Origin of the sequence: Rhodococcus sp. OAS809 (genome assembly GCF_040546695.1) — a bacterium.
In the GTDB taxonomy this organism is placed as follows: Bacteria; Actinomycetota; Actinomycetes; order Mycobacteriales; family Mycobacteriaceae; genus Rhodococcus_F; species Rhodococcus_F qingshengii.
The window spans coordinates 5,333,474-5,354,048 of sequence record NZ_JBEPOI010000002.1; the positions used below are offsets into that span (position 1 = coordinate 5,333,474).

Sequence of the window (20,575 nt, forward strand, 5' to 3'; positions counted from 1 at the left end):
ATCCCATTGCGTCAGATTTCACTGCGCCGGATCCCACAAATGTTCATCCGATGGCCGGGCAACCGCGAGTGGTGTTGCTGAGGCCGTTGATCGACAACCCGTTGATCGAGGTAGGGGAGTACACCTACTACGACGATCCGGAGTTCGCCGAAGAGTTCGAGACTCGAAACGTGTTGCATCACTACGGTCCCGACAAACTGGTGATCGGCAAGTTCTGCGCCCTGGCCACCGGTGTCACCTTCATCATGAACGGCGCGAACCATCGTATGAACGGTGTCTCCACCTACCCGTTTCCGATCATGGGCGGTGATTGGGCCAGGCACATGGATTTGGTGCAGGATCTGCCGTCACGCGGTGACACCGTCGTCGGGAACGACGTGTGGTTCGGCGGGAACGTGACAGTCATGCCCGGTGTCCGGATCGGTCACGGGTCGATCGTGTCCACTGGCGCCGTCGTAACGCGCGACGTCCCGGACTACGCAATTGTCGGCGGCAACCCGGCAACGGAGATCAAGCGCCGCTTCAGTGCCGAAGACATCGAGAAGTTGGTGCGAATTGCGTGGTGGGACTGGCCGATCGAGAAGATCACCCGCCACGTCCGGGTGATCTCGGACGGGAGTGTCGCGGAACTCGAAGCGGTCGAGTGATCTACCGATCTGCTAGTTCGATCGAGTGAGCGAGTAGTTCCGGACATAAAGCAGGGCGGCCGCGAGAAGGCCGACGGCAAGACCTGTTGCGGTGAAGGTGATCAGGTTCGGCTCGAGGTCGAAGTGGATGATGGCCGATTCGGGGTAGGGCTTCTGCGGGTCACGAGGTTCGGGAAGGACCACCGAATAGAAGGTGGGCGGCCAGATTCGTCCGACAACGGCGACCGCGACTCCGTAGGCTGTGCCGAAAGCTGAAAGTGCAAGCGGAAGAGCAAATTTTCTACCGCGTGTGTCACGGGCCAGCCGCCATCCCGTCGCGTTCAGTATCGCCGAGACGGCAACGGCGACAGCGGTTCCGACTGTCAGAAACCACGCAGTTGCGGGGAACCAATGTGGTGCGTCAGAGTAGCTGTAGCCGTCGATCACCCACATGTATCCGGTCTTGCCGTCCTCCATCGGCGGCGGTGGTGGGGGTTGGATTCCGACATGTTCTGTTCGCGTGGATGGCGTGGCAAATCGCCAGGCGAGCACTCCGAGGATGCTCAGGAGCAAGCCGGTCGCGATGAAAACTGCGAAGAGTGGTTCTGCAACACGGTCGCGCAGCGTTGTGAGTCGCATTCGACGATCGTCTCATCTCAGCCCGAGATCGAGAGTCTTTGTCGGTGGCTTCCATTAGCGTGTGCGCATGACTCTCACACTCGGCATGATCACCTTCGACAGTCTCGATCCCGGTCCGCTCGCAACGTGGTGGGCGGCGCAGTTGGGCGGAAACATCGTCGAGGAGAACGACGGTTGGTTCTACATCGTCGCGGTCCCTGACAGCGCCACCAACTTCGCATTCCAGAAGGTCCCGGACCCCACCGCCGGCAAGAATCGCATCCATCTCGATTTGGGGAGTCCGGATCTCGACGCCGAGGTGGCGCGGCTCGTCGAGGTCGGAGCAACCGAGCACCACCGCGAGAACATGGACGGTTTCCGCTGGGTGACGCTCCTCGATCCTGATGGGAATCAGTTCTGCGTATCCGGTCCTCACGCCTGAGCTAACCGATTCTGTGCTCACCTGATTCGTGGCCACTGATATCCCGGACACCTGTTCGGGCATGATGAGAGGCATGACTTCTCAGACTTCTCGGGCGGCTCGGGCCGGGGCGGCTTCTCTGACCGGGGCCGACGCAGACGGCTTGTGCAGCTTCGTCGATTCGTCACCGTCGCCGTTCCATGTGTGCGCGACGGTGGCGACCGAGCTGACGGCCGGCGGGTTCGTCGAAGTCCACGAAACGCAGTCGTGGCCAGCCGAGCCCGGACGGTACTTCCTCGTGCGAGGCGGTTCGCTGATCGCCTGGAGCACCGAGGGCGTGGGAAACGCCGCTCCGTTCCGGATTGTCGGAGGTCATACCGACAGCCCCAACCTGCGGGTCAAACAGCATCCCGACCTCACTTCGGCCGGGTGGCAGATGGTGGGCCTCGAACCGTATGGCGGTGCGTGGCTGAACTCCTGGCTCGACCGCGATCTCGGTATCTCCGGACGATTGAGTGTCCGGGTGGGAAACACTGTGGAGCAGAAGCTGGTTCGCATCGACGACCCGATTCTTCGTGTTCCGCAGCTGGCTATCCACCTGTCCGAAGATCGCAAGGGTGTGACGCTGGATCCGCAGAGGCACGTCAACGGAATCTGGGGCGTGGGTTCGAAGCCCAAGTCTTTCATCGGCTTTGTCGCCGAGCGTGCGGGTGTAGCCGCGTCGTCGGTTCTCGGCTGGGAATTGATGACACACGACCTTGCGCCCAGCGCAGTCGTGGGGGTGGACAAGGAATTGGTCAGCGCCCCCAGGCTCGACAATCAGGGCACGTGTTATGCAGGGACACAAGCACTTCTGGCCGCAGTCGAGTCGCCCGGTCAGCAGGTCCCAGTGCTTGCACTCTTCGATCATGAAGAGGTCGGCAGCATGTCCGATCGCGGAGCTTTCTCGGACCTGCTGAACACCGTGCTCGAGCGGATCGTGTTGGGACGCGGTGGTGGCCGCGAAGAATTCCTGCAGGCGATGGCCGGCTCGGTATGCGCGTCGGGCGACATGGCACACGCGACGCACCCCAATTACCCGGACCGCCACGAGCCCGCTCATCGGATCGAGATCAACGGTGGGCCGGTACTCAAGGTGAACCAGAATCTGCGCTACGCCACCGATGCGGCCGGTGCCGGCGAATTCGCGCTCGCGTGCGATCAGGCGGGAGTGCCGATGCAGCGCTACGTCCACCGCGCCGATTTGCCGTGCGGCTCCACCATCGGACCGATCACGGCATCACGCACCGGACTGTCCACCGTCGACGTCGGCGCGCCTCAGCTCGCGATGCACTCTGCCCGCGAGCTGATGGGCGCGGCAGATGTCCGCATGTATGCCGACGCGCTCGGTGCGTTCCTCACGCCGCGTAGTTAGAGGGCGGGTAGCTGGGGGAGCGGGCAGTTAACGGGCAGAGAGCCCAGCGGGTGTAGCCGGTAGATCCTCGAAGAAGTCGGCGCTCGGAGTGAAGAACATCGAGCCCGTCACGGCCGTCGAGAAATCGAGCAGACGGTCGTAATTGCCGCGAGGGTTGCCGAGAAACATGTTCTCGAGCATCCGTTCGGTGATCGCCGGCGTGCGGCAGTAGCCGATGAAAAAGGTGCCGATCTCGTCGTCGCCGAGGCGCCCGTACGGCATGTTGGCACGCAAGATCTCGAGGGCCTTGCCGTTCTCGTCCTTGATCGCGTTGAGGGCTACGTGCGAGTTGGCCGGCTTCACTTCAAACGTCATCTCGATGTCTTCGAGCTTGCTGCGTCCGATCACACGTTCCTGCTCGTCGACGGTGATTGCTTCCCAGTCCCGCATCTTGTGGATGTAGCGCTGGATATGGACGTAGCTTCCTCCGGTGAACGCAGGATCTTCGTCTCCGACAGTCACGGCGGCGACGGCGTCGCGGCCCACCGGATTCTCGGTGCCGTCGACGAAGCCGATGAGGTCGCGGTTCTCGAAGTACTGGAAGCCGTGAACCTCGTCGACCACCGTGGCTGCGCCGTGCAGTCGCTTCGTGATCTGCCGAGCCACCTCGAAACACGCATCCATGCTCATCGCGCGGATGTGGAAGAGCAGATCGCCGGGAGTCGACGGCGCCGAGTGAACGTCGCCCTGCAAAGCGGTGAACGGGTGCAGTAGCGCGGGGCGCGGACCGGCGAACAGTCGATCCCAAACCGACGAACCGATGCTTGTCACCACATCCAAACCTGATCCGGGGACGCGCAGCCCCACGGCGCGCTGCAGGCCGGCGACGTCGGCGAGTAGTTCTCGTGTGGTGTTCTCGCCACCCGGATTCACGGTCGCGACCAGGAAAATCGCAGCCGGAGTGAGGGGAGTGGTCACCGACTGGGACTGTGCCGTGAGGTCGGACTGACGAACATCCTGGGGCATGCGAGGCCTTTCGAGGGAGAGAGTGGGCCGGCCCTGACTTTAGGAAAACCGACCGGATCACCCAACCGGGGCGGGTGTGACGGGCGATACTTCGCAGGCCCGGAGGTGTTGCGGGTGCTGCCGTCTGCGGAAGTCGTCGGCCCACACCGATAGACTGTCCCCCGGCACGTTCTTTCGTTGGGCACATTCGTGGTGTCCCGCTCCGCGCCGGCTTGCCTCTTGACTCCCGTAGGGAAGGGACCACTCTCCAGTGTCTGCTCACCAGGTCGATACCGTCACGCACGCATCGGCTGATCCCGATGCCGCTCAGCCGTTCAAGGAGCTCGGTCTCAAGGACGACGAATACGCACGCATCAAGGAGATCCTGGGCCGCCGTCCCACGGACGCCGAACTGGCGATGTACTCGGTGATGTGGAGCGAGCACTGCTCGTACAAGTCCTCGAAGGTCCACCTCGGATACTTCGGCAAGACCACCACCGACGAGATGCGCGCCAACATGCTGGCCGGTATCGGTGAGAACGCCGGCGTCGTCGACATCGGTGACGGCTGGGCAGTCACGTTCAAGGTCGAGAGCCACAACCACCCGTCGTACGTCGAGCCTTACCAGGGTGCGGCGACCGGTGTCGGCGGCATCGTCCGCGACATCATGGCCATGGGTGCTCGTCCGATCGCCGTCATGGATCAGCTTCGGTTCGGTGCTGCTGACGCCCCCGATACCCGTCGCGTCGTCGACGGTGTCGTGCGTGGTGTCGGTGGATACGGAAACTCCCTCGGCCTGCCGAACATCGGCGGCGAGACGGTCTTCGACGAGTCCTATGCAGGTAACCCGCTGGTCAACGCCCTCGCTGCCGGAGTCATGCGCGTCGAGGATCTGCATCTGGCCTTCGCTTCGGGCGCGGGCAACAAGATCATTCTGTTCGGTGCTCGCACCGGTCTCGACGGAATCGGCGGCGTCTCGGTCCTCGCGTCGGCGACGTTCGACGACGAGGGTGGAGACACCGGCGGACGTAAGAAGCTGCCCGCGGTTCAGGTCGGCGACCCGTTCACCGAGAAGGTGCTCATCGAGTGCTGTCTCGACCTTTACAAGGCCGGCCTCGTCGTCGGCATCCAGGACCTCGGCGGCGCCGGGCTGTCCTGCGCCACCTCCGAGCTGGCCGCGGCCGGCGACGGCGGCATGCACATCAACCTCGAGAAGGTTCCGATGCGCGCCACCGGAATGACCCCGGCCGAGGTGCTCTCGAGCGAATCGCAGGAGCGCATGTGCGCCGTGGTCACGCCCGAGAACGTCGATGCGTTCATGGAGGTCTGCAAGAAGTGGGACGTCCTGGCCACCGACATCGGCGAGGTCACCGACGGTGAGCACCTCACCATCTCCTGGCACGGCGAGACCGTCGTCGACGTTCCCCCGCGCACCGTCGCGCACGAGGGTCCGGTTTACCACCGCCCCGTCGAGCGTCCGGCAACGCAGGATGCCTTGATCGCGAATACGACCGCCGGACTGAAGCGTCCCGAAACCGACGCCGAGCTCGAAGCGACCCTGCTGAAGATGATCGCCTCGCCTGCCCTGTGCAGCCGCAAGTGGATCACCGAGCAGTACGACCGCTACGTCCGCGGAAACACCGTCCTGGCCGAGAACGCCGACGGCGGTGTCATCCGCATCGACGAGAAGACCGGACGCGGAATCGCACTGTCCACCGACGCTTCGGGCCGCTACACCGCGCTCGACCCGTACACCGGTGCGCAGCTCGCGTTGGCCGAGGCTTTCCGCAACGTGGCAGTCACGGGCGCAACGCCCAAGGCCGTCTCCAACTGCCTGAACTTCGGTTCTCCCGAGGACCCGGGTGTCATGTGGCAGTTCCAGCAGGCCGTTCGCGGCCTTGCCGACGGCTGCGCCACCCTCGGCATCCCCGTCACCGGCGGCAACGTCAGCTTCTACAACCAGACCGGATCCACGGCAATCCTGCCGACGCCGGTGGTTGCCGTCCTCGGTGTGATCGACGACGTTCACCGCCGCATCCCGACGGGCCTCGGACTCGAGCCCGGCGAGACGCTGATCCTGCTCGGCGACACCCACGACGAGTTCGACGGCTCCATCTGGTCGCAGGTCGAGCACGGTCACCTCGGTGGCGTGCCGCCGAAGGTCGACCTCGCCCGTGAGCAACTGCTCGCCGACATTCTGCTCGCCTCTTCGCGTGACGGTCTCGTCACCGCAGCCCACGACCTCTCCGAGGGTGGACTGGCCCAGGCTGTCGTCGAAGCCGCGCTGGCCGGCGAAACCGGTTGCCGCATCCTGATTCCCGAGGGCGCAGATCCGTTCGTGACCCTGTTCTCGGAATCGTCGGGACGCGTCCTCGTTGCAGTTCCGCGTACCGAGGAGACTCGTTTCACCGGTATGTGCACCGCCCGCGGCTTGCCGTGGACGCGTATCGGGGTCGTCGACGAGGGCAGCGACTCCGTCGAGGTCCAGGGACACTTCTCCGTCACGATGGCCAAGCTCCGTGAGGCCTTCGAGGGAACGCTGCCCGCACTGTTCGGGTGATAGATGGTCGATTCCGGAGAACTGACTTCTTCTGACAGCCAGCCGCAGGAACACCACCTGCGGCTGGCTGTTCCCGCACCCCTCGAGAAGCTCGACAACCGCTTCACCGAGTGGGCGTGGGGGCTCCTCAAACTCGACTTCACCGGCATCGCGTTTGCCGCGTTCTTCTTCTGCTGGTCGTTGACCCCTTCGCTGTTGCCGCGCGATTGGCTTTTCCAAGGTCTGATCGGCGGAATCAACTCGGCCATCGGCTACGGCGTCGGTACTGCGATCGGTTGGGCTGTCGAGCGATACCTGCTCAGCGGGCGACGGTGGTGGCCACTGCCCGAGCCGGTGCCTTCCGCGATCAAGGTCTTCGTTCCGGTCGCGTCCATCGTCGCGGCGATCATCATGCTGGTCTACGCGGCCGGGTGGCAACGTGAAATCGCGGCACTGACCGATGCCGAAGGCACGACCACTTCCGGCTACATCCGAACCCTCGGACTGAGCCTGCTCGTCGGTGGCCTGCTCATCTCGATCTGGCGGGTCCTCCATGATCTGGTGAAACTGATTGCCCGACAGCTGATGCGGCGGTTCCACTGGTCACGGTCGGTGGCCAATGGCGTCGGTGTCCTGGTTGTCACCGTCCTGTTCTTCATGCTGGTCGACGGCGTCCTGGTCCGCGGAATCTATGCAGCGACCAACTCGATCTTCAGTCTGCAGAACTCGACCACTCGCGACGGCGTCGTCGAACCGCAGGATCCGATGAAATCGGGTAGCCCCGAATCAGCCGCTCCCTGGGACACATTGGGGTTCGAGGGACGAAACTTCGTCTCGCGCGGACTCGACGCGCAGGAACTCGAAGCGGCAACCGGTAAGCCTGCGATGGATCCGATTCGCGTATATGCCGGACTTGAAAGCGCCGAAGATCCCGAAGAGCGCATGGATCTGGTCATCAAGGAGCTGGAGCGAACCGGCGCCTTCCAACGCAAGGTCCTCGTGGTCATTCCGACGACGGGTACGGGATGGGTCAATCCCACTGCGGCACAGGCAATCGAACTTGTGCATGACGGCGACACTGCTCTTGTCGCCAGCCAGTACTCGTACTTGCCGAGTTGGATCTCGTTCCTCGCCGACCAGGAGAAGGCGCAAGCTGCCGGACGCCTGTTGATCGAGCGGGTACACGAAAGATGGCTCCAGGAACCGGAAGCCACCAGGCCGAAGTTCATGGTCTACGGCGAGAGCCTCGGCGTCATGGCCGGCGCCGGAGCCTTCGACACACTGCAGGCGGCGCGCGATACCGCCGACGGAATTCTGTGGGTGGGCCCGCCGAACGCGACGCAGTTGTGGCGTTCGATCGAGAAGAGGCGCGATCCAGGCACTCCCGAAGTAGCTCCTGTCTACGCGGACGGCTTGGCCGGCGTGCGGTTCGCGGATCGCTCCGAAGACATTCCGACCGACGGGATGACGTGGCCGCAGCCGCGGGTTCTGTTTGTCCAGCACCCTTCCGATCCAGTGGTTTGGTGGTCACCCGACCTCATGTTCAATCGGCCCGAGTGGCTCAAGGAAGTGCCCGGTTTCGACCGCTCGCCGTCGATGAAATGGTTCCCGGTCGTGACGTTCTGGCAGGTGTCGGCCGACCTCGGCAACGCCGCGGGAGTTCCGGACGGCCATGGTCACAATTACGGAACCTCCGTTCTGGACGCCTGGATCAGCGTTGCCCAGCCCGAGGGGTGGACGGCCGCAGAAACCGAGCGAGTGCGGTCGGCATTGGTTGTCGCCGTGAAATCAGAGGGCCCCGAGAAGTGAGGGGAGTCGCCTCGATCGCGCTCTCCGCTACCGCGATCACCTGGAGCAACGTCGTGCTTCCGGCATTCGGTCTTTCGCCCCGAGCCCGCGCCGTGGTCAACACCGCGGCCGGTCTGTCGGCCATCGGAGTCCTACTCGCACGTGGTTACACCCGCGAGGAACTCGGCTTGGCGCACACCGGCATTCGTGGTGGTGCTCAGTTCGGCGGAGCCGCGGCGGGGGCGGTCCTTACCGGCTACAGCGTCGCTTTGGCCGTTCCGTCCTTGCGCGCGACTCTCGCTGCCGACGAGCGAGCAGACGGCCGCGAAGACTTCCTCGAATGGATCATCCTGCACATCCCGTTCGGGACGGTGCTCTCCGAGGAACTGTTGTTCCGTAGCGCGATGTCGGCCGTCTGGAGCCGCGAACTGAACAGGCCGACCGCGCAGGCTGTTCACGCACTGACCTTCGGGCTGTGGCACGTCGCTCCCGCTCGCGGTGCCGGCGACAACGTTCCCGCAGCAGTGGCGTTCACCGGCGCTTCGGCATTGCTGTTCGAGTGGCTGCACCGCCGTGGCGGCAGCGTACTTGCCCCCGCCCTGCTGCACCTGGCCACGAATGCCGGTGGCGCACTTGCCGTTCGTATCGCTACTCGCAGACAGGGAGTGAACTGATGCCGCCCCGCCGCGCCGTCGACCCCGCCGAATTTCGTGCCGCCGTCCTGGCCGTCGGCCCGTGGCTTCGAGATCCGGAACTGCCGAAGCCTTCGCGCAGTGAACTCGGTGCGGCAGTGAAGATGAGTGCGCGCACTCTCGAACAGATCGCCCCCGGATCGAGCGTCGAGGTGCGGGTCCCACCGTTTGTTGCGGTGCAATGCATCGAAGGTCCGCGTCACACGCGCGGAACCCCGCCCAACGTCGTCGAGACGGACGCTCGGACGTGGTTGCAGATGGTCACCGGATTGCTCGAGTTCTCCGAGGCCTCAGGTGACGGAAGAGTCGACGCCTCAGGTAGCCGCGCTCCCGAAATTGCGCACTGGCTCCCACTGCTGCGGTTGACCTAGCAACAGAGGGGTTGGCGCAGCAACAGAGTGGTTGACGCAGTAACAGTGAGAGACCATCCGGTTCGCTTCGGCGTGATCTGAGAGCCAAGGCAGCCCTCAGGGGAAGTGAGTCCCAAAATGGCCGTAGACTGTGGATGCCCCCCAACCCCTGCCCACAAAGGGAGCGCCCGGTGACTCGTGCCGATCTGTCGGTCAACAGTCCAAATCTCCTCGCTTCGAACCCGTCCGACGAGGACGAGAACGAGCCCCGCGAAGAATGCGGTGTATTCGGCGTCTGGGCGCCGGGAGAGGATGTGGCGAAGCTCACTTATTACGGCCTGTACGCACTTCAGCACCGTGGTCAAGAAGCTGCCGGCATTGCGGTAGCCGACGGCTCCCAGGTGTTGGTGTTCAAGGATCTCGGCCTGGTCAGCCAGGTATTCGACGAGCAGACCCTCGCAGCGATGCCAGGTCACGTCGCCGTCGGACATTGCCGTTACTCCACCACCGGTTCCACGACGTGGGAGAACGCGCAGCCCATCTTCCGTACCACCACTGCCGGAACCGGCATCGCGCTCGGCCACAACGGCAACCTGGTCAACACCGCTGAACTCGCGAGCCGCACCCGTGCAGCCGGCCTGGTCAACGACAAGCGCCCCAACGCAGCGACTTCCGACTCCGACCTCATCGGTGGTCTCCTGGCACACGCTGCCGGCGACAGCACCATCGAACAGGCCGCAATGGAATTGCTTCCCACGTTGGAGGGCGCGTTCTGCCTCACCTTCATGGACGAGCACACGCTGTACGCAGCGCGCGATCCGCACGGCATCCGCCCGCTCTGCCTCGGTCGACTCGACCGCGGTTGGGTAGTCGCTAGCGAGACGGCAGCCCTCGACATCGTCGGTGCGTCGTTCGTTCGCGACATCGAACCCGGTGAGCTGCTTGCGATCGACGCCGACGGCGTTCGCTCCTCACGTTTCGCGAATCCGACGCCCAAGGGATGTGTCTTCGAGTACGTCTACCTTGCCCGTCCCGACAGCGTCATCGGTGGCCGTTCGGTCCACTCGACCCGCGTCGAGATCGGCCGTCTGCTCGCCAGCGAGCATCCCGCCGAAGGTGACCTGGTCATCCCCGTTCCCGAGTCCGGCACCCCCGCAGCAGTCGGGTACGCACAGGGCTCAGGCATTCCTTACGGCCAGGGTTTGATGAAGAACGCCTACGTGGGCCGTACCTTCATCCAGCCGTCGCAGACGATCCGTCAGCTCGGTATCAGGCTCAAGCTCAACCCACTCAAGGAAGTCATCCGCGGCAAGCGCCTTGTGGTGGTGGACGATTCGATCGTCCGCGGTAACACCCAGCGTGCGCTCATCCGGATGCTCCGCGAAGCCGGCGCCCTTGAAATTCACGTCCGTATCGCCTCGCCGCCGGTCAAGTGGCCCTGCTTCTACGGCATCGACTTCGCCTCACCGGCCGAATTGATTGCCAACGGCGCGGGCGGACAGGATGCGACGTTCGAGGAGATGCTCGACGGTGTGCGTCGTTCCATCGGAGCGGACACCCTCGGATACATCTCCACCGAGGGCATGATCGCCGCCACCGAGCAGCCGGCCAGCCGTCTGTGCGCCGCGTGCTTCGACGGGACCTACCCGATCGCGCTTCCCAAGGAAACGTCGATCGGCAAGAACGTCCTCGAGGGGATGCTCGAGAGCACCGCAGGTTCGACGGCCACTCGCGACAACGACAATGCGAGCGCGCTCAGCCGCCCCTGAACATCAGAATCGTTGAAATTCGACAGCCGAGAATCTGCCGTCCACAGCATGTGGGCGGCAGATTTTCTGTTCACGACTTTCTGTTCCACGACACGGCATACGTCGTGAGCATCTGGCATAGTGCCCTCCGTGGCGCAACTGAGAATGGATGGGCACCGGGTCCTGGTCGCAGACCTGGTGGGGGACACCATCAAAGCGATCAACGGCTCGATGGTGGCGTACGAGGGTGCGATCGCCTTCAAGAACGCCGGAATGGGCGGTGGTGGCGGGCTGCGTGCCGCGCTGAAACAGAAGGCGGCAGGTGAATCACTGTCCCTGATGGAAGTCAGTGGTCAAGGCACCGTCTATTTCGCGGTCGATGCCCAGGACATCACGATCATCGAGCTCAACAACGACGCTCTGCACGTGGAAGCGTCACAGTTGCTCGCATTGGTCGGACAACTGCGAACCGACGTGAAATTTGCCGGCCTCCGCGGCGCAGGTTCCGGACAGGGATTGTTCACGACTGTCGTCAGCGGCACCGGTCTGGTGGCCGTGCTGTCGAAGGGCGGACCGATCATCGCGCTCGAAGTCAGCCCGCAGTATCCGCTGGTTGCCGATCCCGACGCATTCGTCGCTCACCGTGGCCAGCTCAACCAGAGCTTCGTCACCGACGTCACCTGGCGCTCCGCGATCGGCGGTGGCAGCGGTGAAGCGTTCTCGCTGCGATTCGACGGATCCGGAGTCGTCTACATCCAGCCCGAGGAGCGCTGAACCATGCCGTTGGAATTGGTGAACAGCAAGGTCGTCAAGTCGACCCTCGCGCCGGGCCAGAACGTTCTTGCCCGCACCGGGTCGATGCTCTACTACACCGGTGACGTCCGCTTCATCCCGCACAGCATGGGCGGTGGGCCCGGCGCCATGCCGAACATGGGCGGTATCGCCGGGATGGCCGGCCGCATGATGTCCGGCGAACACGCACGCATGATGGCCGCCGAGGGAAACGGTGAGGTTTTCTACGGGCATGCCGGCTTGTATGTCGAGGTCATCCACCTCGACGGTTCGTCGATGCTCACGGTCGAAGCCGACCGACTCCTCGCACACGACGGTTACCTCCAGAGTTCGATAGTCGCTCTCACGTCGCAGGGCGGTGTGCGCGGAGCAGTACGCGGCGCCATGACCGGTCAAGGGCTGTTCACGACGCAGTTGCACGGACAGGGAAGCGTCGCGGTCCTCTCCCACGGGGGCGCGATTCCGTTGCAGGTCGGTCCGAACAATCCTCAGGTCGTCGTCGACCCGCAGGCATACGTGTGCCACATCGGTCAGATCAACGTCGACATCTCCGCGAACGTCGGCTGGCGCGAGGCCGTCGGCAAGGGCTCGGGGGAGTCCATCCAGCTGAAGATGACCGGCGCCGGCACCGTTTGGGTCCAGGCGTCCGAGCAGAAGTTCTGAGAGGGCACAGAGCATGGGTATCGAAATTCACAATCCGGCAACTCTGCCCGCCAACGACAACGTCCCGGGCAACGACTACGCCTTCTGCGTCGAGATGGCCGGGCAGCCGTGGTTCACGTCCAAGGGCGCGATGATCGCGTACTACGGAAACATCAACTTCGAGCCGCTCGGGCGCACGAGTATGACGGCGATCGTCGCGGCCAGGTTCTCTTCGCCGCTCTACGCGGACGACTGGGTGCTCGCTCAGGGACAGGGCAAGTTGATCCTCGGGGACCGCGGATTCAACATCAATTCCTATGACCTCGACGACGGCAACCTCACGATTCGCGCGGCCAATCTCCTCGCCTTCGAGACGAGCCTGGACCTCAAACAGTCCATCGTCCCAGGCTTTTTGACGCTACTGGGGACAGGCAAGTTCCTGGCGTCGTCCAATGGCCCGGTCATGTTCGCGGAGCCGCCGCTGCGCATCGACCCGCAGGCGTTGGTGGGTTGGGCCGACTGCCCGTCGCCGTCCCACCACTTCGACGCCGACTGGATGCAGAGCTTCCTGGGCGCGGTTCGCGGAAGCATGTTCGGCGCGAACACCGGTGAAGAACGCCAGTTCGATTTCACCGGAGCCGGGACGGTACTGATCCAGTCGAGCGAGAAGGTCGTCCACGACGGACACCTCCTCAAACACATCGAATCCGAGACGGTCGCACTCGGGCAGAACAGTCTGCGCGCACTGCACGCCTCGATCGGTGCGCGGCTGCAGAACTGACGTCTCGGGGTACGCGAGGTCTCACCGAGGGGGCCGGTCCGGTAGCGTATGGGCGTAATCGTCGGTATTTGTGTGCGCGCTCTGGGTCTCGAGTCGAACGATCCATCTCGCGTCACGAGGATTGCAAACACTTCACATTGCAAGACCACTTACCTGTGCACGAGCAATACGTGCTCGCGAGAAATACAAGGCTGGAGTAGTAACCCGATGACCGAGGACAGTCACCGCACCGCAGGCGCCTCCTACGCGGCAGCAGGAGTCGATATCGCCGCAGGCGACCGGGCGGTGGAACTCTTCGCCCCTCTGGCCAAGAAGGCCAGCCGCCCCGAGGTCATGGGTGGCCTCGGTGGTTTCGCCGGCTTGTTCTCCCTCAAGGGTGACTACAAGGAGCCGTTGCTCGCCGCATCGACCGACGGCGTCGGAACCAAGCTCGCTGTCGCGCAGGCGATGGACAAGCACGACACGGTCGGACTCGACCTCGTCGCCATGGTTGTCGACGACCTCGTCGTCTGTGGCGCCGAGCCGCTGTTCCTCCAGGACTACATCGCTGTCGGCCGGGTCATCCCCGAGCGCGTCGCGGAATTGGTCAGCGGCATCGCCGAGGGCTGCATCCAGGCCGGTTGCGCTCTCCTCGGTGGCGAGACCGCCGAGCACCCCGGCATCATGGCTGACGGTGACTACGACCTCTCCGCCACCGGCGTCGGTGTCGTGGAGGCCGAGAAGCTGCTCGGACCGGATCGCGTTCGCCCCGGCGACGTCGTCATCGCGATGGGTTCTTCGGGACTGCACTCCAACGGTTACTCACTGGCCCGCAAGGTCCTGCTCGAGATCGACCGCATGAACCTGAGCGCACACGTCGACGAGTTCGGCCGCACGCTCGGTGAGGAACTGCTCGAGCCCACCAAGATCTACGCCAAGGACTGCCTGGCACTCGCTGCCGAGACCGACGTGCGCACGTTCTGCCACGTCACCGGTGGCGGCCTCGCCAACAACCTCGCGCGCGTCATGCCCAAGGGCTTGGTCGCCGAACTCGATCGCGGAACCTGGAGCCCCGCTCCGGTCTTCGCCATGATCGCGCAACGCGGACGCGTCGAGCGCGCCGAGATGGAGCAGACGTTCAACATGGGCGTCGGCATGGTCGCCGTCGTCGCACCCGAGGACGTCGACCGCGCACTTGCCGTCCTCACCGCACGCCACATCGACTGCTGGACGCTCGGTAGCGTCAAGAAGGCGTCGGACGCCGCTGCAGAGCGTGCGTTCCTGGCCGGAGACCACCCGCGCTTCTAGATCGCAACGTCAACTGCCCCATCGGAGAGATCCGGTGGGGCAGTTTTGTGTGTCCGTACAAGCAGGCGCGAGGCGGAAAATGGAACGCAAAAATGAGGAAGAGCGATCAGCTCTTCCTCATTTCACAGTCTGCGCGGTGGCAGTGCGCGGTCAACGCCGCCAGTCGTCGTAGTCGTCCTCTCGCGCATGCCCTTCCCTATCGGAAGTCTGGTCCGATCGGACACTGCTCCGATGCGAGTTGGTCGATCCACCTGCGAGCTCTCTTTGCAGGCTGTCGAAATCCGTGGTCGGTACGCTGTATTTCAATTCGCGTGCAACCTTGGTCTGCTTTGCCTTAGCCCGGCCGCGGCCCATGGCTGACCCCCTCGCGCTTTCGCGGGGCGGCCTGGGGAATTTGGCGGCCCCGTTTGAGTGTGTAAGTTTCCTGACACACACTCTAGCGTGGAAAAGTCGCTTCCGCTTCCACGAAGGCCTCACCGCCGTGTCTGATTGCTCTCACTATGGCCGCGAGCTGCCAGGATGCTGAAAGAACTCGTCAGAACTTTGTGAGAACTGCTCAGAAGTTTCCGGGAATTGCGCGAATCGTCCCCACTCGGGCGTCGCCGCCGAAGACCGGAGCGGATGCGAGAGCCGCCAACTCCTCGGTCCACTCGGTGTTCATCCGCTTGAGCAGAGCTGCCGCCAAGGGCAGGAGCGCCCGCTCGTGACCGTCGTCGATCTTGAGGGCGAAAGCGGAACCGTCGGGAAGCGCTCCGGCGTAGATGCCGTCGTATCCGGTCTTGGAGAACAGACCCGGCACTGCGGACATCAGGCGCTGATCGTTGCGGCCGGTGCCCGAGACGAGGAAGGGGTTCTCGCGGACCGCGTCGGCCACAGCTCGTTCGGGTGAGTCGGGCTCAGCCGAGGGCAGGCGTCCGAATGCCCGAGCCAGGTTCGTGAGCGAGAGCGGCACGATCGGGAGACCACAACCGTCGATGCCGAGTTCCTGCTCTTCCTCGCCGCTGAGATCGAAGATCGTCTCCTGGATCGCGAGTTGGAGGGGATGAGTCGGCTCCATGTACGTCTCGAGCGGCCAGTCGTTCACGACGCACGTGGCGAGCATCGCGGAGTGCTTGCCCGAGCAGGTCATGTAGATCGGGCTGGGAAGCTCGCCCGCTGCGATCAGTTCGGCTCGGGCCAGTTCGTTGCCTGGCAGATCGGAGGGGCACTGCAACTGGTCGACACCGAGTTGGTAGCGAGCGAGAAGCGCTGCGACCAGTTCGATGTGATCGGCCTCGCCCGCATGTGAGGACGACGCGACGGCCAGCTCTTCCGGGCTGGTGGGTGCAAAGCCGTTACGAAGCGCAGCGACGGCTTGCAGCGGCTTGTTCGCCGAGCGCGGGTAGATGGGTGTGTGAATTTCCCCGAGTCCGACAACGACCTCGCCGTCGGCGCCGAGAATGACGGCCGATCCGCGATGCACGCATTCGCGGAATCCGGAGCGGACCACTTCCACCAATTCGATACTCACGAGTGCACCTGCGCTTCTGCTTGTTCGATGAACCTCTGGACACGCGCGGTGACGTTCGGTGCAAGATCGGTGTGTTCTGCGAGTAGCCGTCGAAGCCGCTCAGGGTCCGTTCCGGCGAAGACCTCTCGAACAGTCACTCCGTGATCCGGTACGTGGACTCGGGTGACCGAATCGCCCGCGGCGATCGTGCCGGTCCGGTTGACGCGAAGGTAGGCGCCGACGTCGGTCCGCTCGGTGAATCTTTTGACCCAGCCCTTTTCCGCGGCCCAGATGCCGAAGGTGCCACACGGGACCCGGGGAGCGGTCACTTCGAGTTCGAGAACGTCCGACGCCTCGGCTCCGGTGATGTGCCAACGCTCGCCGATCACGGCGTCCGTGACGAGCATCCCGCTGATGTGGAGATTCTCGCCGAACCATCCGGGGCCGAGAGGTCGGCCCAATTCGTCCGACCAACGCTGCGCTTCTTCGCGCTGATACGCGTAGACAGCTTGGAAGGCGCCGCCGTGGAACTCGGTGTCGCAGACGTAGTCGCCCCCCAGACCGAGTCGGCCGACCGCGACGCGGCCGTCGACGGGACGCTTGTCGATCGCGGTACGGGGGACTCGCCTGACGCCACTGTCACGTTCGGTGTGGACGACGCAGACCGCGTCGACCATGCCCGTCACTTTCCGCGCAATCGGTTGACAGCCTCACGTCCGGCCTGGGGTGCGTCGTCCGCGACGATCGAATCCGGATCGATGGACGCAGCGCTGGGGCCGGCCATCAGTTCGGTGTCGACCGGGATGTTGCGCTTGATCAGGGCGAGTGCGATGGGGCCGAGCTCGTGATGATTGACGACGGTCCCGACGCGTCCGACGGCCCGTCCGCCCGCCGTGATCGGGTCACCCGGTTCCGGGACGGCTTCGGCGCTGCCGTCGAGGTGCAACATGACGAGATGGCGCGGCGGCTTGCCGAGATTGTGAACCCGGGCGACGGTTTCCTGACCGCGGTAGCAGCCCTTGTCGAGGTGGACGGCGCCGTGCTCGGCCGGCCCGCCGATCCAGTGGACCTCGTGCGGGATCGTCCGCTCGTCGGTGTCCAGTCCGAGGCGTGGCCTCGTCGCTTCGACGCGCAGTGCCTCGAAGGCCCAACTTCCGGCGGGCTTCGCGCCGGCATCGGTGAGCCTGGTCCACCACGCTGCCAGTTGCTCACGTGGGACGAGGAGATCGAAAGAGTTCTCGGTGGGCCACGGCATGCGGCGGACAAATCCGCCGTCGGCCAAGGCGAGAGCGTCGTAGGCCTCGGTGGGTGTCTGCACCTCGAGTGCGGCGAGGACAGTTGACGCTTCGGGTCCGATCAGGCTCAGGACCGCGAGCTCGTTGCCGTCTCGAGGCTCGGCCTTGGACCAGAACACCATCTTCTTCAAGAAGGAGAGGAGGTCGGGTCCGCGGTCGGCCTCGGTGTCGATCCAGGTGACACCTGCCAGGTCCGTCTGCACGAAGTGGTGCTCGACGCGTCCGTTGACGTCCAGGCTCAAGTTCTCGGCACTCTTGCCGTCGGGGAGCGCGGCGATGTGCTGGCTCGAAATCGTGTGCAGCCACGTGAGGCGTTCGTCGCCGGGAATGGCGATCACGAATCTGTGACTGCGGTCGACCACCACTGCTGCGCGCTGCGCGGTTCGCTGTTCGCCGAGGGGATCGCCGTAGTGCCACGCGACACCGATGTCGGACGAACCGTCCGGTGCGGTGACCGCGCCGGGGGAAGTCAGAAGTGGGCTGTTGGGCACAAGAGCGTTGTCGACCACGAGACCAGTCTAGGAGTGTGGGCGGGATCGCGGTTACAGGGCGGCCCCGGCGGCTTGGCGGATCGTTAGGGTTGATGGCATGCCTGATCGCGTATTGGTGACTCTCGACCATGAGGTGCTCGATGCTGACGCACCGTTTCTGCACGCCGACGACCTGGCGGTGGTGCGCGGCGACGGAGTCTTCGAGACGCTGTTGGTACGCGACGGCCGCGCCCGGGTGGTCGAGGGACACCTGAGTCGACTGGTTCTGAGCGCACGGGCACTCGGCCTGCCCGCTCCCGTTCTCGATGATTGGCGTCTGGCGATCGAGATGGCTGCCGAGGAGTGGGGGACCGAGAAGGAAGGCGCTCTTCGTCTCGTTCTGACCCGCGGCCGTGAGAGCGGCGACAAGCCGACAGCCTTCGTGATGGTCGGTCCGGTGGCCGATCGGGTCAGACAGGTCCGCGAATCGGGGTTGTCGGTGATGACTCTCGAGCGAGGTTTCTCTGTCGATCTCTCTGCCCGGGCACCCTGGCAGCTACTGGGCGCGAAGACGTTGTCGTACGCAACCAACATGGCAGCGCTTCGATATGCGGCGAATTTGGGTGCTGACGATGTGATCTTCGTCAGTTCCGAGGGCAATGTGTTGGAGGGGCCACGCTCGACGGTGGTGATCGTTCGGGACAGGACTTTGATCACACCGCCTCCCGCACAGGGCATTTTGATGGGCACTACGCAGCGCGCCCTGTTCGACGTTGCCGGCAGTGCTCGCTTCGATTGCCGATACGAAACCCTCCGACCTGCGGATTTGATTGCGGCCGACGGAGTGTGGATGGTTTCGAGCGTCACGCTGGCCGCACGCGTCCATACACTCGACGGGCTCACATTGCCAGAGCCGAAGGTCTCCGGGGAATTCGCGGAATTGGTTGAACGTGCAATTGATTCGGATTCAGCAGGGCGATAGGCGAATAGGAATCGCGACAGGTCTCTACTACATTTGGTAGTAGCAAAGTCCTGCGGTCCAAACCGGACAGCAGTACCGTGTCCGCAGGGGCCGAGCGACTGCCCGCGTCTCGAACCCCGAAGCCTGTCCCAGGGCCCTACTCTCGGAGTAGCCAATGGATACTTTGGACGTCTCCAGGTGGCAGTTCGGTATCACTACCGTCTACCACTTCATCCTTGTTCCGCTGACCATCGGACTTGCGCCGATGATCGCGATCATGCAGACGATGTGGGTGGTCACCAAAAAGGACCACTGGTATCGGCTCACCAAGTTCTTCGGCAAGCTTTTCCTCATCAACTTCGCACTCGGTGTAGCCACCGGCATCGTGCAGGAGTTCCAGTTCGGCATGAACTGGAGCGAGTACTCGCGATTCGTCGGTGACGTCTTCGGAGCTCCGCTCGCATTGGAAGGCCTCGTCGCCTTCTTCATGGAGTCCGTCTTCATCGGACTCTGGATCTTCGGTTGGGGCAGGCTGCCCAAACTTGTACACCTGGCGTGCATTTGGCTCGTGGCGATCGGCGTCAACGCGTCGGCATTCTTCATCATCGCGGCCAACTCGTTCATGCAGCATCCGGTCGGTGCGACGTACAACCCTGAAACGGGTCGTGCCGAGCTCACCAGTATCTGGGAGCTGCTGACCAACAACACCGCTCTCGCTGCCTTCCCGCACGCGGTTGCCGGCGCCTTCCTGACGGCGGCGACGTTCGTCGCCGGCATCAGTGGTTGGTGGATGGTGCGGAACATGCGCCGCGCCAAGCAGGCTGAGGCCGCCGAAGCCGAGCGCCTCGAAGCCGACGCACGGACGATGTACCGCCCGGCAACACGATTCGCGTTGCTCGTCATGATCGTGGCCGGAATCGGCATCATCTATACCGGTGATGTCCAAGGCAAGCTCATGTTCCAGCAGCAACCCATGAAGATGGCGTCGGCGGAATCGCTGTGCGACACCGAGATGGATCCGGACTTCTCGATCCTCACTATCGGCACTCACAACAACTGTGACAGCGTGACGCACGTTCTGAAGGTGCCGTTCGTTCTTCCATGGTTGGCCGAGGGCAAGTTCACCGGCGTCGAACTGCAAGGCGTGAACCAACTGCAGGAGCAGGCGGAGCAGGACTTCGGACCGGGTAACTACCGACCGAATCTCTTTGTCACGTACTGGTCTTTCCGCGCCATGATCGGCCTCGCCGCCGGTTCGGCAGCACTGGCTCTCGCGGGACTGTGGGTCACTCGTAAGGGGCGGGTCCCGGACCAGAAGTGGTTCGGAATACTCAGCCTGGTCGCGATCCCCACTCCGTTCATGGCGAACAGCGCCGGTTGGATCTTCACCGAGATGGGCCGTCAGCCCTGGGTGGTGCATCCCAACCCGACCGGCGTCGACATGATCAGACTGACTGTCGACCAAGGTGTTTCGGACCACGCGTCGGCTACCGTCTGGGCTTCGCTGATCACCTTCACCCTGCTGTACGGAGCGCTGGGAGTCGTCTGGTTCAAGCTGATCGTGCGGTACGCGAAGGAAGGCCCGTTGGAGCACGACATGCATCCGCCGGGCGATACAGATCATGATGAGCCGGAAGATCCGGACAAGCCCAAACAACTGTCGTTCGCGTACTAGGAG

At 63.9% G+C, this 20,575-nt stretch carries 20 protein-coding genes; 14 read left to right on the forward strand and 6 right to left on the reverse strand.

Annotated elements, in window-relative coordinates; all coding sequences use genetic code 11:
• Positions 1–50 precede the first annotated feature (50 nt).
• A complete protein-coding gene (locus ABIE52_RS28010) occupies positions 51–647 on the forward strand; it encodes a CatB-related O-acetyltransferase (protein ID WP_037125853.1) in 597 nt (198 codons plus the stop codon).
• Positions 648–659: 12 nt separating this feature from the next.
• Here ABIE52_RS28010 and ABIE52_RS28015 read toward each other — a convergent pair whose 3' ends face one another.
• On the reverse strand, positions 660–1,265 hold the full coding sequence (locus ABIE52_RS28015) for a hypothetical protein (RefSeq protein WP_192712238.1): 606 nt from the start codon (positions 1,263–1,265) through the stop codon (positions 660–662).
• A gap of 67 nt (positions 1,266–1,332) precedes the next feature.
• Between ABIE52_RS28015 and ABIE52_RS28020 the strand changes: the two genes are divergently transcribed.
• Entirely contained in the window at positions 1,333–1,686 is a 354-nt protein-coding gene (locus tag ABIE52_RS28020) for a VOC family protein (protein ID WP_192712239.1), read from the forward strand.
• 73 nt (positions 1,687–1,759) lie between these two features.
• Positions 1,760–3,079 carry a M18 family aminopeptidase gene (locus ABIE52_RS28025; protein ID WP_050654786.1) on the forward strand — a complete coding sequence of 440 codons (1,320 nt, stop codon included), beginning with the start codon at positions 1,760–1,762 and terminating at the stop codon, positions 3,077–3,079.
• 27 nt (positions 3,080–3,106) lie between these two features.
• On the opposite strand, the gene ABIE52_RS28030 is transcribed toward ABIE52_RS28025, so the two are convergent.
• Positions 3,107–4,084: a Dyp-type peroxidase gene (locus tag ABIE52_RS28030; protein WP_192712240.1), complete on the reverse strand. Its 978-nt coding sequence runs from the start codon at positions 4,082–4,084 to the stop codon at positions 3,107–3,109.
• Positions 4,085–4,334: 250 nt separating this feature from the next.
• On the opposite strand from ABIE52_RS28030, the gene purL reads away from it, so the two are divergent.
• From purL to purM, 9 genes are all read left to right on the forward strand, one after another.
• Positions 4,335–6,623: a phosphoribosylformylglycinamidine synthase subunit PurL gene (gene purL, locus ABIE52_RS28035; RefSeq protein WP_003940379.1), complete on the forward strand. Its 2,289-nt coding sequence runs from the start codon at positions 4,335–4,337 to the stop codon at positions 6,621–6,623.
• A 3-nt stretch (positions 6,624–6,626) separates the two neighbouring features.
• On the forward strand, positions 6,627–8,411 hold the full coding sequence (locus ABIE52_RS28040; RefSeq protein WP_042922291.1) for an alpha/beta hydrolase: 1,785 nt from the start codon (positions 6,627–6,629) through the stop codon (positions 8,409–8,411).
• Positions 8,408–9,064: a CPBP family intramembrane glutamic endopeptidase gene (locus tag ABIE52_RS28045; RefSeq protein WP_007733821.1), complete on the forward strand. Its 657-nt coding sequence runs from the start codon at positions 8,408–8,410 to the stop codon at positions 9,062–9,064. The genes ABIE52_RS28040 and ABIE52_RS28045 overlap by 4 nt, the downstream gene beginning before the upstream one ends.
• The gene (locus ABIE52_RS28050; protein WP_007733822.1) at positions 9,064–9,453 is read left to right on the forward strand and encodes a sterol carrier family protein; all 390 of its coding nucleotides are present in this window, start codon (positions 9,064–9,066) and stop codon (positions 9,451–9,453) included. Before ABIE52_RS28045 ends, ABIE52_RS28050 begins: the two co-directional genes overlap by 1 nt.
• A 170-nt stretch (positions 9,454–9,623) precedes the next feature.
• A complete protein-coding gene (purF, locus tag ABIE52_RS28055) occupies positions 9,624–11,201 on the forward strand; it encodes an amidophosphoribosyltransferase (RefSeq protein WP_003940541.1) in 1,578 nt (525 codons plus the stop codon).
• 144 nt (positions 11,202–11,345) lie between these two features.
• Positions 11,346–11,954: an AIM24 family protein gene (locus ABIE52_RS28060; RefSeq protein ID WP_192712355.1), complete on the forward strand. Its 609-nt coding sequence runs from the start codon at positions 11,346–11,348 to the stop codon at positions 11,952–11,954.
• A gap of 3 nt (positions 11,955–11,957) precedes the next feature.
• Positions 11,958–12,635: an AIM24 family protein gene (locus ABIE52_RS28065; RefSeq protein ID WP_003939918.1), complete on the forward strand. Its 678-nt coding sequence runs from the start codon at positions 11,958–11,960 to the stop codon at positions 12,633–12,635.
• A gap of 13 nt (positions 12,636–12,648) precedes the next feature.
• Entirely contained in the window at positions 12,649–13,395 is a 747-nt protein-coding gene (locus ABIE52_RS28070) for an AIM24 family protein (protein ID WP_003939813.1), read from the forward strand.
• 207 nt (positions 13,396–13,602) lie between these two features.
• Positions 13,603–14,682: a phosphoribosylformylglycinamidine cyclo-ligase gene (gene purM / locus ABIE52_RS28075; RefSeq protein WP_003940225.1), complete on the forward strand. Its 1,080-nt coding sequence runs from the start codon at positions 13,603–13,605 to the stop codon at positions 14,680–14,682.
• 150 nt (positions 14,683–14,832) lie between these two features.
• Here the strand turns inward: purM and ABIE52_RS28080 are convergent, their stop codons facing one another.
• The 4 genes from ABIE52_RS28080 to ygfZ all read right to left on the reverse strand — a co-directional run bounded on the left by ABIE52_RS28080 (position 14,833) and on the right by ygfZ (position 17,975).
• Positions 14,833–15,036, reverse strand: a complete 204-nt coding sequence (locus tag ABIE52_RS28080) for a DUF3073 domain-containing protein (protein ID WP_003940337.1) — start codon at positions 15,034–15,036, stop codon at positions 14,833–14,835.
• A 202-nt stretch (positions 15,037–15,238) separates the two neighbouring features.
• Complete coding sequence (locus tag ABIE52_RS28085; protein WP_003940365.1) at positions 15,239–16,192, reverse strand: asparaginase; 954 nt, start codon at positions 16,190–16,192, stop codon at positions 15,239–15,241.
• Positions 16,189–16,857 (reverse strand): MOSC domain-containing protein, encoded by a 669-nt coding sequence (locus ABIE52_RS28090; RefSeq protein ID WP_166502591.1) that lies wholly within the window; start codon positions 16,855–16,857, stop codon positions 16,189–16,191. Before ABIE52_RS28090 ends, ABIE52_RS28085 begins: the two co-directional genes overlap by 4 nt.
• On the reverse strand, positions 16,854–17,975 hold the full coding sequence (ygfZ, locus tag ABIE52_RS28095) for a CAF17-like 4Fe-4S cluster assembly/insertion protein YgfZ (RefSeq protein WP_192712241.1): 1,122 nt from the start codon (positions 17,973–17,975) through the stop codon (positions 16,854–16,856). The genes ABIE52_RS28090 and ygfZ overlap by 4 nt, the downstream gene beginning before the upstream one ends.
• Positions 17,976–18,054: 79 nt before the next feature.
• Here ygfZ and ABIE52_RS28100 point away from each other — a divergent pair, with 79 nt between their 5' ends.
• Together ABIE52_RS28100 and ABIE52_RS28105 are read left to right on the forward strand one after the other, a co-directional pair.
• On the forward strand, positions 18,055–18,918 hold the full coding sequence (locus ABIE52_RS28100; RefSeq protein ID WP_007733829.1) for an aminodeoxychorismate lyase: 864 nt from the start codon (positions 18,055–18,057) through the stop codon (positions 18,916–18,918).
• A gap of 154 nt (positions 18,919–19,072) precedes the next feature.
• A complete protein-coding gene (locus ABIE52_RS28105) occupies positions 19,073–20,572 on the forward strand; it encodes a cytochrome ubiquinol oxidase subunit I (RefSeq protein WP_007733830.1) in 1,500 nt (499 codons plus the stop codon).
• Positions 20,573–20,575 lie beyond the last annotated feature (3 nt).

What these genes read in the sequence shown, in the direction of transcription:
- ABIE52_RS28010 (WP_037125853.1), top strand. Translation starts at nt 51, where the DNA reads ATGGCCGGGCAACCGCGAGTGGTGTTGCTGAGGCCGTTGATCGACAAC.
- ABIE52_RS28015 (WP_192712238.1), bottom strand. Translation starts at nt 1,265, where the DNA reads ATGCGACTCACAACGCTGCGCGACCGTGTTGCAGAACCACTCTTCGCA.
- ABIE52_RS28020 (WP_192712239.1), top strand. Translation starts at nt 1,333, where the DNA reads ATGACTCTCACACTCGGCATGATCACCTTCGACAGTCTCGATCCCGGT.
- ABIE52_RS28025 (WP_050654786.1), top strand. Translation starts at nt 1,760, where the DNA reads ATGACTTCTCAGACTTCTCGGGCGGCTCGGGCCGGGGCGGCTTCTCTG.
- ABIE52_RS28030 (WP_192712240.1), bottom strand. Translation starts at nt 4,084, where the DNA reads ATGCCCCAGGATGTTCGTCAGTCCGACCTCACGGCACAGTCCCAGTCG.
- ABIE52_RS28040 (WP_042922291.1), top strand. Translation starts at nt 6,627, where the DNA reads ATGGTCGATTCCGGAGAACTGACTTCTTCTGACAGCCAGCCGCAGGAA.
- ABIE52_RS28050 (WP_007733822.1), top strand. Translation starts at nt 9,064, where the DNA reads ATGCCGCCCCGCCGCGCCGTCGACCCCGCCGAATTTCGTGCCGCCGTC.
- ABIE52_RS28060 (WP_192712355.1), top strand. Translation starts at nt 11,346, where the DNA reads ATGGATGGGCACCGGGTCCTGGTCGCAGACCTGGTGGGGGACACCATC.
- ABIE52_RS28065 (WP_003939918.1), top strand. Translation starts at nt 11,958, where the DNA reads ATGCCGTTGGAATTGGTGAACAGCAAGGTCGTCAAGTCGACCCTCGCG.
- ABIE52_RS28070 (WP_003939813.1), top strand. Translation starts at nt 12,649, where the DNA reads ATGGGTATCGAAATTCACAATCCGGCAACTCTGCCCGCCAACGACAAC.
- purM (WP_003940225.1), top strand. Translation starts at nt 13,603, where the DNA reads ATGACCGAGGACAGTCACCGCACCGCAGGCGCCTCCTACGCGGCAGCA.
- ABIE52_RS28080 (WP_003940337.1), bottom strand. Translation starts at nt 15,036, where the DNA reads ATGGGCCGCGGCCGGGCTAAGGCAAAGCAGACCAAGGTTGCACGCGAA.
- ABIE52_RS28100 (WP_007733829.1), top strand. Translation starts at nt 18,055, where the DNA reads ATGCCTGATCGCGTATTGGTGACTCTCGACCATGAGGTGCTCGATGCT.
- ABIE52_RS28105 (WP_007733830.1), top strand. Translation starts at nt 19,073, where the DNA reads ATGGATACTTTGGACGTCTCCAGGTGGCAGTTCGGTATCACTACCGTC.